Annotated in this window: 12 protein-coding genes and 1 pseudogene; 5 read left to right on the top strand and 8 right to left on the bottom strand. The window is 63.4% G+C overall.

Annotation, left to right across the window (positions count from 1 at the left end):
* Positions 1-286 precede the first annotated feature (286 nt).
* A complete protein-coding gene (locus AB1555_06445; protein MEW6246334.1) occupies positions 287-895 on the bottom strand; it encodes a DUF2459 domain-containing protein in 609 nt (202 codons plus the stop codon).
* A 56-nt stretch (positions 896-951) separates the two neighbouring features.
* Between AB1555_06445 and AB1555_06440 the strand changes: the two genes are divergently transcribed.
* Positions 952-1,440, top strand: coding sequence for a Mut7-C RNAse domain-containing protein (locus AB1555_06440; GenBank protein ID MEW6246333.1), 489 nt, complete (start codon positions 952-954; stop codon positions 1,438-1,440).
* The gene (locus tag AB1555_06435) at positions 1,437-1,940 is read left to right on the top strand and encodes a GIY-YIG nuclease family protein (protein ID MEW6246332.1); all 504 of its coding nucleotides are present in this window, start codon (positions 1,437-1,439) and stop codon (positions 1,938-1,940) included. The genes AB1555_06440 and AB1555_06435 overlap by 4 nt, the downstream gene beginning before the upstream one ends.
* Here AB1555_06435 and AB1555_06430 read toward each other — a convergent pair.
* Positions 1,915-3,312, bottom strand: coding sequence for a tryptophanase (locus AB1555_06430; protein MEW6246331.1), 1,398 nt, complete (start codon positions 3,310-3,312; stop codon positions 1,915-1,917). The two genes, AB1555_06435 and AB1555_06430, sit on opposite strands and share 26 nt — an antisense overlap.
* Positions 3,313-3,405: 93 nt before the next feature.
* Positions 3,406-4,686, bottom strand: a pseudogene (locus AB1555_06425) (tryptophanase).
* 83 nt (positions 4,687-4,769) lie between these two features.
* Here AB1555_06425 and AB1555_06420 point away from each other — a divergent pair.
* Positions 4,770-5,447: a DUF1614 domain-containing protein gene (locus AB1555_06420; GenBank protein MEW6246330.1), complete on the top strand. Its 678-nt coding sequence runs from the start codon at positions 4,770-4,772 to the stop codon at positions 5,445-5,447.
* Positions 5,448-5,631: 184 nt separating this feature from the next.
* On the opposite strand, the gene rhaD is transcribed toward AB1555_06420, so the two are convergent.
* Positions 5,632-7,692, bottom strand: a complete 2,061-nt coding sequence (rhaD, locus tag AB1555_06415) for a bifunctional rhamnulose-1-phosphate aldolase/short-chain dehydrogenase (GenBank protein ID MEW6246329.1) — start codon at positions 7,690-7,692, stop codon at positions 5,632-5,634.
* 525 nt (positions 7,693-8,217) lie between these two features.
* On the opposite strand from rhaD, the gene AB1555_06410 reads away from it, so the two are divergent.
* Positions 8,218-8,457 carry a hypothetical protein gene (locus tag AB1555_06410; GenBank protein ID MEW6246328.1) on the top strand — a complete coding sequence of 80 codons (240 nt, stop codon included), beginning with the start codon at positions 8,218-8,220 and terminating at the stop codon, positions 8,455-8,457.
* 355 nt (positions 8,458-8,812) lie between these two features.
* On the opposite strand, the gene AB1555_06405 is transcribed toward AB1555_06410, so the two are convergent.
* Both AB1555_06405 and AB1555_06400 read right to left on the bottom strand, forming a co-directional pair.
* The gene (locus AB1555_06405; GenBank protein MEW6246327.1) at positions 8,813-9,802 is read right to left on the bottom strand and encodes a CapA family protein; all 990 of its coding nucleotides are present in this window, start codon (positions 9,800-9,802) and stop codon (positions 8,813-8,815) included.
* 13 nt (positions 9,803-9,815) lie between these two features.
* Positions 9,816-10,682 carry a substrate-binding domain-containing protein gene (locus tag AB1555_06400; protein ID MEW6246326.1) on the bottom strand — a complete coding sequence of 289 codons (867 nt, stop codon included), beginning with the start codon at positions 10,680-10,682 and terminating at the stop codon, positions 9,816-9,818.
* A gap of 450 nt (positions 10,683-11,132) precedes the next feature.
* Here AB1555_06400 and AB1555_06395 point away from each other — a divergent pair, with 450 nt between their 5' ends.
* Complete coding sequence (locus tag AB1555_06395) at positions 11,133-11,681, top strand: ABC transporter substrate-binding protein (GenBank protein MEW6246325.1); 549 nt, start codon at positions 11,133-11,135, stop codon at positions 11,679-11,681.
* A gap of 192 nt (positions 11,682-11,873) precedes the next feature.
* Here AB1555_06395 and AB1555_06390 read toward each other — a convergent pair whose 3' ends face one another.
* Positions 11,874-12,125, bottom strand: coding sequence for a hypothetical protein (locus AB1555_06390; GenBank protein ID MEW6246324.1), 252 nt, complete (start codon positions 12,123-12,125; stop codon positions 11,874-11,876).
* A gap of 22 nt (positions 12,126-12,147) precedes the next feature.
* Positions 12,148-12,738, bottom strand: coding sequence for a THUMP domain-containing protein (locus AB1555_06385; GenBank protein ID MEW6246323.1), 591 nt, complete (start codon positions 12,736-12,738; stop codon positions 12,148-12,150).
* Between the last annotated feature and the right edge of the window lie 19 nt (positions 12,739-12,757).

Genomic DNA, 12,757 nt, shown 5'->3' with positions numbered 1-12,757 from the left:
AACCGTCAATGGTCACCGGTCAATGGTCAACAGAGACTCGTTACTCGTTAACCGTTATTCGTTCATCGTGGGCTGCACAGGTCACGATCCACGGTTCACGTTTAACGATTCACGGATCACGCATCACGTTTTTTGGCTACCAGCTATTCGCTACCGGCTGTTCTGATAATGCCCCCTCCCCCCCATGTTGGGGGGGGAGAAGGTGAGCGGACTCATCGTACACGGGTGGGCGCCTCGCGCTCATGACAACTATTTTCGGAACTGTGTCCACCGGATTATACCAACCTCAGCGCGGAGGCGGCAGCCGCGCGCTATCCGGCCTCCCCGCCGCGCGCCGCAGTTGCACGGCGAAGGCGCCCCGGCTGAACGCCAGGAACGGGGCGATCGGCAGACCGGCTTCCCTTAACGCGTGAGCAGCGTACTGATGGCAGGTATGGAAGGCCTGATACGAGTGAACCGCGGGATAGAACGTTGTGGTCCCGACTGTGGCGACCGGCTCCTGGGACGCAATCGTCGCGCTCAGGTGGGCGCGGAGCCATCGAAGCCCTTCCTCGCTCAGGTGAAACGTGAACAGCTCGGCCGGCGGCTGCGGCGTACGATCCGCCCAGACCTTGTCGTGATGTCCCACTTCCACCACCCCCTCGGTCGGCCAAGAGAGCGCGCGGAGGACCCCGCCGATCCCCTGCCGGCCTTCCAGATACCACGCGCGCTCGGCATAGCCCCATTCCTCATACGCGTGAGGGGTGTCACCGGGGAACGCGATCATCGCATGCCAGGTGTCGAGCGAGACATGAATCATGTGCGAAGGGGCGCCCGCCGCTGGCGGCCACAGGCCCTCAACCGGCGAGGCGCAACCTCCGAGTAGCAGGGGGATGAGCAGCGATCGAACATTCATTCGGTGAACTCCCCATCGCTGCCGAGGCCAGGCGCAAGGTAGAATAAGCCTACGCCATGAAGTCGCCGCATTCCCCGTTCTACCGCTTCTTCGCCGACGCCATGCTAGGCAAGCTGGCCCGCTGGTTGCGCATCCTCGGCTATGACACGGCTTACGAGAAGGTCATTGCCGACGATGTGCTGATCCAGCGTGTGCTCCACGAGAACCGTTGGCTGCTGACCCGCGACACGTACCTCGCCCAACGCAGGATCCTCCGCGGCCGGCACACCCTGATCGCCGGCGACCGCGTGCACGACCAACTTCGACAACTTAACCGGGAGTTAGGCTTGTGCTTGGACCCGAACGGGCAAGCGGCGTACCGCTGCGCCGACTGTAACGCGCTCTTGGAGCCCATTGCGAAGGAGCAGGCGGCACCCCTCGTTCCGCCATTCGTCGCGGCCCAGTATCGTGAATTCATCCGGTGCCCGCAATGCGGCCGTGTGTACTGGCCGGGCACGCATTGGACCAACCTGTGTCGCGAGTTGCAACGACTTCGCACGGCATGACCGCGCGCCTCGCGCCGCTCGCTCCGCCTCTCGACCGTCTCCTGCGTCAATGGGGACTCAGACCGGTTCTCACGTTGGATCGCCTCTCGGGCTTAAGAGGTTGCTACCTCTTGGCGATTGCCATGACACCCAGCATCATGCGCGTGGGAGGGTTGGGGCGGATTCGGTTCATCAGAGGATTGTATGGCTACGTCGGATCGGCCCGTGGCCGCTCGGTGACCTTGGCCCACCGTCTCGCGCGCCATCTGCGCCGCGACAAGATCCGCCGGTGGCACATCGACTTTCTCACCTCCCACGCGAACGCCCAGCCCGTCGCGGCCTACGTTTCCTTGGCATCGCCTATTACAGAAGGGACCCTGGCCCGGCTCTGCGCGAGCCGCTTTCCGGCGATCGCCGGATTCGGCAACAGCGACCGACGCGATGAAGCGGCCGGCCACCTGTTCCTTCTGCAACCCGCCGCGCGGAGAGAGTCGTTCACATCGGCTCGAATCGGGCGGTGAAGAAGCGCAGCGTCGGGGGTTCGTAGACCATGCGGAGTCCTGTGAGCCGCTCCCGTTGCCGGAACACCTCAATGACGCCGTCGGCGACGACGTCCATGTGGCTGTACGTGTAGACGCGCCGGGGAATGGTCAATCGCACCAGCTCCAGTTTGGACCCTCTGTGCCGCCCGGTGGCCGGATCGCGCCCGGCGGAGACAATGCCCCGCTCCATCCCGCGCACCCCCGAGGTCTCGTACAGAGCTGCAGCCAGGCGCTGCGCCGGAAACGCTTCCTGCGCGATGTGGGGAAGAAACGCCTGCGCGTCCAGAAAGACGGCGTGGCCGCCCGGCGGCTCGACCACCGGCACCCCGGCCTCCTGCACGCGCGTCCATAAATAATGAACCTGCTCGACGCGCGAGCTGATGTAGTCGAAGTCGGTCATCTCTTCCAACCCCACCGCCATGGCGGCCAGATCCCGACTGGCCAGCCCTCCGGACCAGGGCGTTCCTTCGAACGTCGCACACAAGGCGGCGCAACGCTCGTACAGCTTCGGATCGTTCACCCCGAGAATGCCGCCGATGTTCACCAACACATCCTTCTTCGCGGAAATCGTGCACCCGTCTCCCTGCGCCATGAGTTCCCGGATAATCTCCTTGATCGTCCAGCCCGCATAGGCCGCTTCCCGCTGCTTGATCAAGTAGGCGTTCTCCGCCACCCGCGTCGCATCGAAGATGACCGGGATGCGATGGTAGCGGCAGATGGCCGAGATCTCTTTCGTCGTCCCCAGCGAGACCGGCTGGCCGCCGGCCATGTTCACGTTGGTCTCAATGCACACATACGCGATGCGTTCCGCGCCGTGTTTCGCGATGAAGTCCGCGAGCTTCTTCGGGTCGAGGTCCCCTTTGAAGGGATACGCCGAACGAGGGTCGTAGGCCTCGTCCACGATCAGATCGACGAAGACGCCGCCCGCCCGCTCCTGGTGCTCCCGCGTCGTCGTGAAGTACATGTTGTTGATCACGTATTGGCCGGGGCGGATCATGGCTTGGGAGAGGAGGTGCTCGGCGGCGCGCCCCTGGTGCGTCGGCAGGATGTGCCGGAAGCCCAGCACCTCCCGGCACCGCTCGACGAAGAGGCGCGAGGCTTCGCTCCCGAGTTCCGATTCCTGGACTTCGAGCATCATGGCCCACTGCCGGTTGCTCATTGCGGCGGTGCCGGAATCGGTGAGCAGATCGATGTAAATATCCTCGGACCGGAGCAGAAAGGTGTTGAACCCCGCTTTCCTGATGGCGCGCGTCCGCTCCGCCGCGGACTTGAGCCGGAAGGGCTCGACGACCTTGATGAAGTAGGGTTCCGGCGTGTGGGTCGGCGCGAAGTCATTGTGATACTCGGTGATGAACGGGCCGTCGACCGCGAAGCGCGTCAATTCAGGAGCCGGCGCCTCGGCCTCGCGGACCCGGAGCGGATGGGCGATACGGTACCGCGCGAGGTGCTCGAAGCTTTCGATCAGGTAGTCGATCTGCCGTTCGGTGTAGCAGCGGCGCGGGACATAGACGCCCAGCAGATCGCCCTGTCGCCCGAAGGCCCTTCCGTCCAACGGGCGGGTGCGGATGCCGGAGACGAGATAGAACAAGGCGGCCAGGTTGGCGGAGCGCCACGTGTGATCGCCCAGATCCGTGAGACCGCAGGCTGAGACGCTCGGCGTGTCGATCACCACACCCGAAAAACCGAGCGGTCGATGCACCGGAAAGCCGGCCTCCTCCAGATACCCGGCCAGGTACTCCAGCTTGCGCCGGCGGAAGGCCAAGTAGCTTTCGTCCAGCATGTCCCGGAGCCCCTGAGCCAGAACCTGCATGTCGCGACCGGCTTGGCCGCCGTAGGTGTGCAACCCTTCATAGACCACGACCGAACTGCGGAACGCGACGTGCCACTGCTCGTCGTTCGTGGCGATGAGGCCGCCCGTATGGCAGCCGGCGTCTTCGCGCCCGCTCAGGTACAGAATGTCGCAGGCGTCGGCATAGCGCCGGATGAGATCGGGCACCCCGCCGGCCGCCGCCCGGTTGACCTTGTAGAGAAAGGCGGCGGACGCCAGCATCGACGCGTCCAACACCACCGGAGCCCCGTAGCGGCGGGCGAGCGAGGCGCAGGCCTGGAGGTTGTCTAACGAGAGAGGCTGGCCGCCGAACTGCGGGACGCTCGCGCCGACGAGCAGGAGACGGACTCCGCCGGCCTTCAGCCGCCCCTCCAAACGATCGACCGGGAGGTCGGCCTTAAACGCCTCCTTCGCGCGCGGATCGTACGCTTCCTCCGTCAGGAGCGTCTCGACGCGAAGGCCCGCCTGCGTCGCGAGCGCGGTGAGCGTACAGAGGTTGCCGTTGGTGACGACGGTCTCGCCGGCTCGAAGGAGCCCGCGAAGGATCAAATGCTCGGCCCCTCGCCCTTGATGGGTCGGGACGGTGAACCGTTTCCCGAAGACCTGGCGGCATGTCTCTTCGAGCGCGTAAAAGTTCGCGCTCCCGGCGTAGGCCTCGTCCCCGATCATCAAGGCGGACAGTTGCTTGTCGGTGAGACCCGCATTCCCGCGGGCGGTGCCGAAGTCCAGATACACGCGGTCGCGCGGCAGGCGCAGCACGTTGTAATCCGCCTCCTTGAGCGCCGCCACCCGGACGTCGTAGGGTACCTTCCGGAGAGTCTGCACCATCTTGATGCGGAAGGATTCGCCGACCGCGCCCGACGGCGCCGGCTCACGACGGGTTCGAGATGACGACATCGCGACGTACCCCCTTCATTCATTGACTCGGCTCCCTATGATGGTTGAGGATGGGGAGCAGATCAAGAGATCGTCCGCCGTCCATGAAGCCCTGGGGTTGCTTCCCGCTCATCCTGTTTCTGCTCCTGCTCGTCCTGCTTCCGGTCGTCTTCGGCCATCTCTTCACGGCGGCGCTCCTCAAACTGAAGCTGGAACCCGCCACCGCTGCGCTGCTGGTGCTGGCGATCTTTATCGGCGGTGCGGTCAACGTCCCGGTGAAGCGGATCGCCCGGACGGAGACCCTTCTCGCGGATCCGTTCGCGGTGTTCGGAATTCCCGGATGGTGGCCTAGATTCCGGCGGATCCGCCGGGAGACCGTGATCGCGGTGAATGTCGGCGGATGCGTCGTCCCGGTCGGCCTGGCCGCTTATGAGACGGCCTACCTTCTTGGAGAGGGCCCGGAGAGCGTCTCAGGGTTGGTCGTGGCCGCCGCGATCACCGCGGCGGTGTGTTACTGGACGGCCAAACCGATCGAAGGGATCGGCATCGCGTTGCCGGGGTTCGTTCCGCCGTTCACGGCGGCGATCAGCGCCTTGGTACTCGCACCGGAGCAGGCGACACCCGTGGCCTTCATCGCCGGTGTGCTCGGCCCGCTCATCGGCGCCGATCTGTTGCACCTTCGCGATGTCGAGCGAATCGCGACCGGCATGGCCAGCATCGGCGGGGCGGGCACGTTCGATGGGATCGTGCTCTCCGGCATCGTCGCAGCCTACTTAGCCTGAGGCAGTCAGCTCCAGCAGGATGTTGAAACAGTCCGCCGGCCGGGTACCCGCGCTTGGCGGGTGCGGCGGCCCATTCATCGTTGGATGTTATGCGTTAATCGCCTCAAGACGTTTCACGTTGAACGGTTAACGCTTAACCTTTAACGAAACGCGGCTGCACAAGACGGCCCCGTTGCCGTCGCTCTCAGCGGGGAAACGCCTCCTTCACGCCGCCGTCGACAGGAAGGATGGCGCCGGTGGTCTTTGCAGACCGGTCGGACGCCAGGAACAAGACGGCTTCGGCCACATCCTGGGGTAGGACTTTGACCTTCAAGAGGCTGCGCGACACGCAATAGGCTTCGATGCTCTCGACGGGAATTCCATACGCCGTCGCGCGGGCCCGCCGGAGTTCGGCGGACCACAGACCGGACCCTTCGAACACGGCATCGGGATTGACGACGTTGACCCGCACGCCATACTCCGCTCCTTCGAGGGCGAGGATGCGAGCCAATTGGACTTGCGCCGCCTTCGAGGCGGAGTAGGGACCAAAATGTTTGCCCGGCGCCAACGCGTTCTTGCTCGCCACCACGACGATATTCCCGCCGAGCCCCTGCCGCTTGAAGACCTGCATGGCCTCCCGACAGACCAGGAAATGCCCGGTCGCGTTCACCGCCAGGGTCTCATTCCAATCCTTCAGCGTGAGCCGATCGACCGGAGCGCTCCGCGCAATCCCCGCATTGGACACCAGGATATCCAGCCCGCCGTAGGCTAGGACCGCCTTGCTGAATCCCTCGACCACACCGGCCTCACGGGTGACATCCATCGCGATCGCGACGGTGTTCTCTTCGCCGGACTGTGCATTGAGTTCCTCGGACAGAGTCCGCGCTCTGTCCCGATCCAGATCGGCCAGGATTACCGAAGCCCCCTCCCGGACCAACAGGCCCGCAATCGCCCGACCGATCCCGCCGGCCGCGCCGGTCACCAGCGCGATTCGCCGGGACAATTGTTTTTCCGGCGGCAGCAGCGTCAGCTTGAAGTTCTCGAGCGGCCAGTATTCGAACTCGTGCAGGTCCTTCGGCGACAGGGATCGGTATGTATCGATGGCGGAAGCCTCGCGGATCACGCGCATGGTATGCCGGTACAGATCGTGCGTGATGCGGGCCGCCCGGCGGTCCTTGCCTGTGGTGAACATGCCCACGCCGGGCACCAGGATGACCCGCGGGTGGGGATCGAGCATGGTGAGGCCCGGCGAGCGATAACGCTCGAAGTGCCGGACATAATCACGGCGGTAGCGTTCGACCGCTTGACCCACTATCTGCCTGAGCGATTCCTGATCCCACGAGGGTGAAAGTCTCAGGAAAAGCGGTTTGGCCTTGGTATGGAGAAGGTGATCCGGCGTGAACGGTCCGACCTGCGAGAGCGTCTGTGCGCGAGGGTCGTTGACGAACTCCAGCACCGATCTGCTGTCGTCAAAGTTCAGCACGACGCGACGGTCTCGGCTTAACGCGCCGCGCAGGATCGGCGCGAGGAGAGCGGCCAGGCATCGGCGCTCGGCCGGCGCCGGCGTCACGAGCGGCGAATCCGGCCGGCGGTCACGGCCCGCTCCGGCGCGGCGGATGAATCGTTCGGCCCGCGAGACGATCTCGATCGTGCGCAGATAGGCTTCCTTCGGAGTGTCGCCCCACGCCACCAAGCCATGCTTATCGAGGATGGCGGCGTCCGTATCCGGCCTGCGCCGATAGGCTTCTGCGACCAGCTTGGCCAGCCGGAATCCGGGCCTGACGTAGGGGATCAATACGACATCATCGCCGTAGACGGTCCGGATCAGTTTTGCGCTGTCCGACGTATCCGTGAGCGCGCAGACGGAATCGGCGTGCGTATGATAGACATGCGGCGCAGGGAGAAAGGCGTGCAGCAATGTCTCGATGGACGGCTTGGGCGCATGGGGGTCCAACACGCAGCGGCCGAGATAGGCGACCATCTCTTCATCCGACATCGCCTCCCGTTGCATGAGGAGCTGCAGGTCGTCAAGGCGAAGCGGGGTGAACTGACTCGGCGTGATCGTCCGCATATCCGAGCCGCTGCCCTTGATCCACAAGACCCGGATATCCCGCCCGCAATGGTCCGCTGTTTCGACCTTGGCGGATGAATTGCCTCCGCCCCAGAGTACCAATTGCGGTTCCTGTCCGATCGTCCGCGTGGCATATACCAGCGCCTCAAGCCCTTCCAGATGGGCGGCCTTTTCGTCACACCATCGGCTTTGCATGGCGTGAGTCTCCGGCGTTTCACATGGCCGCTGGAGTCTCCTTTGTGCCTACGGGCGGCGCAAGCCGGAACCGGCCGCCATTCCGCCCTCGGCGAGCGATCAATAAACCATAACAATCTACTCCCGCCGGGCCTTCCTGCGACAGGTAGGGAAATTGCCAGGGTAAGATGACGCGAGTCAGGGCTGCGCGGTCAAACCTGACAGTCGGATGTCTTGCACCAGTCTCTGCCCGCCGAGGCGACATGCACCGGACTGGGCGGTGACGGGACGCGAATATTCCATGTATTACATGACCCCATATACGGGCGCAGCAGGAACACGAGACGCCAGTATGTAGTGGCTTGTATAGGATCATAAAGCGGAGTATGGGTATCATTGATTCACCCGTTATTCAGAGTCAATTCACAAGAAGCGAACCGAAAATTCACTTCCTCGTTTTCGTTGCGCAAGCCCGACCGATTTCAACCGGACTGAACCGAAGGGTCTTCACTACAAGACCGTTGGTCTCACACAGGGAGGTGCGGAATGTTGCGCATCCATGTCCTTACCTATGACACATCCCTCTTCATCATTTGCGCGGCGTGCGGGCAGCGAACCCAGAATCGGTATCTGGGAGGCTATACGTTGGCCATCTCTTGCCCACGCTGCCAGAAGGAGGCCGAGTGGAAACTCGAAGAGGTCTATTGGAGCGGACTCCCGCAGCAAACAGAGAAGGACATCGTCGCGACGCCCGGCTTCGTTAACCTGGCGAACACCGGTGGGTAGTGCCGTCACCTCAAACGAAGCACCTCTTTGCGGTGCGGGCGGGAGGAACTTATGAATCAGACCAAGCAGGCCGGAAACGACGCTCTGCCTAAAGCGCGGAGAGCCCCACATCAGTGCGTTCACGGTCGTCTGGTTGACGAGTACCGAACACCGGATGGGAACAAGACCGGAAAGTTGATTTGCAAGGAATGTGGAACGATTTTTGAGGCGGGATCGTTGGACAGAGGAAAGAACCAGGCAGTTTGAAGAGATAGACGGATATCCGGCCTACCTCGCCGTGATCAGGCATGAAGGTTTCCCTCCGCGCGAACGCGCCGGTCATGAGCGGAATCCTGAACAAGAATGATACAGATTGTCAGCCCACCGCGATCGTTCCGACGCCGTTCTGAAACTCGACTCCCGTGCCGAACGCGGCGCACTTGGCTCGCATGCGGCCGCTCACGAGATCCGCTTCTTCCCCCCGCGCGAGCCGGACGCCGAAGTCCTCGATCCGAACTGGGTGCAGCCGGATACGTGCGGCCCGGCCGCGTTCCACATCGACCGTGAACAGAAAGGACAGGTCGTTGCGTTCCTTCGGATCCACTGCGTAGTCATCGATGAAATCCCCGGCCGAATAAAGAATCACACGGCCGCGGAACAGCTCGATCCCTTGCGGCGTGTGGTTGGAATGGCCCCAATAGAAGTCCGCACCGAGTGAGACGACCTCCTGAGCCATGGCGCGCATCGCCGGGGAGGGAAAACCCCAATTCGGCCCCACATGGGCGCTGACGATCACGAAGTCGGCCTGTTCGCGGGCCCGTGCGAGCACGTCGGCCACGCGGGACCGATGGGGTTCGAGCAGACCGCGCCGATCGTAGGCGATGTAGTGGACGCCGGGTTTCTCAGCACCGGCCTCCCAGTCCGGTTCATTGTCCGTCACCGCGACTACCGCCAACCGACCTTGCGGCGAGTGCAGCCGCGCCGGGGCCGACGCTTCGTTCAGGTTCCGGCCGGCCCCGGTCCGCGCGATCCCCGCCCGGTCCAACAACGCCAGACAGTCCAGCAACGCGTCGGATCCGTAGTCCAGGACATGGTTGTTCGCCAGGGTGACGCAATCGATTCCGGCGGCTTGGAGAAACTCGATCGCGCGCGGATGGGCGCGAAAGTGGAACGCCTTCGTGAAGGGGCGCCAGGGCCGGCCGCGGGCGCTGATGACGCATTCGAGGTTGATGAGCCGGCGGTCGGCCGCCAGCATCACGGGCAGGACGTCGCCCCAGATCGCCGCGGGGGAACTGGCCGGATTTCGGATGACCGACTCATCCACCAACCTGCCCAGCATCACGTCGCCAGCCAGCGCAATCCGCATGCCGGCTCACTCCTCAGCCGGGGCTCGAGGATTGGACGCGCTGAGGCGCAGGAGGTGTGTAGGGCACGAACATCTTCTTCACGATCTTCTGGCCTTCCGGCGAGCGCGCGAACGTCACGAACGCGTCCGTCAATGGATCCGGGTGTTCGGCGGTCAGAAACAGGACCGGACGCCGGATGGGATAGCGCCCATCTTTCACGGTCGGTTCGCCGGGCTCGACCTTGTCGACGAGCAGGATCCGAATCGGCACCCCATCTTCCAATGCCTTGAGCGCCTCGCTCAAGGAGACATACGTCACGGCATTGTCCTGGCCCGACACGGTGCTCAGCGCTTTCTGATCCGACCGTGCGATCGTCCCGGCCGCAGCTTGACCTCCCTGGATCCCCAATGACGACTCAAACCCACGCCGCACGTTCCGGTCCGGTGGTCGATGGATCACGTCGACCTTTTTATCCGCGCCCTCCAGTTCGGACCAGCGCCTGATCTTCCCGGTGAACAGATCCCGAATCTGGTCTTTACTCGTTTCCTTGACCGGGTTGGAAAAATTCACCACCACGGCGATCCCGTCCCACGCGATCGCCGTAGCCTTCAGACCCGGCTCCTCGTGATCCGTCACGGCAATCTTCGCGTCGCCGGACCTGACCATCTCCGCCGCCTTGAGATTCCTGTCCCACTCGAACTCGATCGCGGTGCCGGGGTGAGCCTTCTCGAACGCCAGGCCCAGTTCCTCGACCACCGGCAGCTCCGGTCCATAGCCGGCGACCAGAATCCGGCCGGTGAGGCCGGCGCCTGCCCGGGGAGCCCCTGCCAGCAGCAAAACTCCCGCAACAAAGACGGCCAACGCCGCCTTTTCCATCATCTTTCCGTTCTCACATCTCATCGGTTTCCCGCTCCCTTCGTCCCGCCGACTTGCACGCATGTCCCGTTTATCCGAACCCGCGCAAGGCATGTCCGCTTACATTATATAAGAGCCTGTGAATGTCCATAAGATTCGCCGTAGAAGCTCGCAGCGACGGTTCTCATCGGCTGTCGACTCGCGAGCACCTTGAAAATGCGGGCGGCGTCAACCTGGGCCCCCCAACCAGGTGCCGAAACCGACTGCATCCCAGAGCGTGGCAAGTGTCCCCGAGCAGCAGGCCCACTCGCAGCGGGGTTCTCCGGATCCCCGCCCGTCCGGTGTGAGCGCGATGGTCGGACCGGCACGCTTCGCCGCATCGGCGGGAGAGGGTACAATACCCGTATGCTTAAGATAAGGACATGCATTCTCAAATCAACAGGCCTGGCTGTCGCGTTTTTCGCCGGCGCCTCACTCGCGGACGCGCGCGCGGCCATGACCGAATCCCCGACAGAGGTGGTGCGGGCGACGATCAACGAGGTGATCCGCATTCTTGAAGACAAGCGCCTGCAAGCCGCCGATCAACGCGCACACCGCCGTCGCCTGCTGGAGGATGCGATCGGCAGGCGATTCGATTACACGGAGATGGCGAAGCGGGTCCTGGCCGCCGCCTGGAACACCTTGAACGAAGCCGAACGGGCGGAGTTTGTCGGGCTGTTCAGGTCGTTTCTCTCGGACCGGTACGCGAGCAAGATCGAAGGGTATTCCGGCGAACAGGTCGCGTATCTGGCCGAGCGGCGGGAAGGTTCCTTTGCGGAGGTGCGGACGAAGCTCATCTCGAGCAAGGTCGAGGTCCCGGTGGACTATCGTCTCATGGCAAAGGACGGGAAATGGTACGCCTACGACATCGTGGTCGACGGTGTGAGCCTGGTCAGGAACTATCGCAGTCAATTCGCCAACATCATCCGCACGTCCTCATATCAAGAGCTGGTCAGGAAACTGCGCGAGCGGGATATCCGCGAAGAACGGAACCCGGCCGGATAGCCTGGGAATTTCCCGCCTTTCACGGACACTGTTCTCAGTCAGCCGTTGAAAATAGGCGCGAGGCTAGCGGCCCGCGGCTCTTCCCCCTTGCCCCGAGCCCCTTGCTTCTTGCCCGCTCATGATTTTCATCATGCGCGGGCCTGCCTGTGCGTCGCACGCGGACAGGTGAGCCATCGCTCATGATGACTGTGTTCAACTCCTGGATCGACCCGACCCGGGAAACTTTCTGAGCCCCATCCGCCCGGCCAGCTCATGCAGTTTCTCGTGCACCGACTCGTTGTTGTACGTCTGGATATCGGATAAGGCGATACAGAAATCGCTCAAGGCCTCCAGCCAGGCTTTCTGGTTTTCGGCGGTGAACGGCAGATCGCGGACCTGTGAGATCCGCGACGAGGCATCCTTCAATCTGGCCGCCGCTTCTTCGAGATGTTTGGGCACCGCCATACCTCATGTCCCCCTTGCCCGGTTACGGGACCCGGATGAACGGAAATCGCGAGCGCAGCGCCCGCGTGAGCGCGCCGACGCCGCACTCGTCCCCGACCGTTTCCACCGCAAGGATCACGTCGGGGTCGTCGAAGCTGACGACGGGGGCCTCGCCCCGGACCGTCAACGACTCGGCGACGGCTCGATCCAGTCCCTGCTCCAGTTCCCGGCTGTGAAACGCTCCTGCGTGGCCGCGCCGTTCCACCCGCACGTAGAAGGTCCCGCTATCGATCACATCGACATAATCCGCCATCATCTGCTTCAGTACGGTCGGCAGGTTTTCCACGGTGAAGGTGAAAAGCCGATCAATGGGAACCATCTTCGCCAGCGGACGCAGAAAACCCGGTTCGTTCTCTTCGCAGCGCCGGAGCTGTTCGAAAAACGCCTGCTGATCCTCGACGCGCCCGACCAGCACTCCGCGAAACTGCGTCCAACGGAAATCGCCGAATCGACCAAGCCGCCTCGCCAATTGGCGCTGCTCCTTGTCCTTGGCCGTAGCGAGCACGTTCCAGGGAAGATCGGCCTCCTTCACCGACGTCGCCGATGAGAGCGGTTGCGCCTGTTGAGCGATCATCGTGATCCTTCCCGACCGC

The sequence above is a fragment of the Nitrospirota bacterium genome (genome assembly GCA_040755395.1).
Lineage (GTDB): Bacteria > Nitrospirota > Nitrospiria > Nitrospirales > Nitrospiraceae > DATLZU01.
This window is presented reverse-complemented; position numbering and strand designations above follow the sequence as displayed.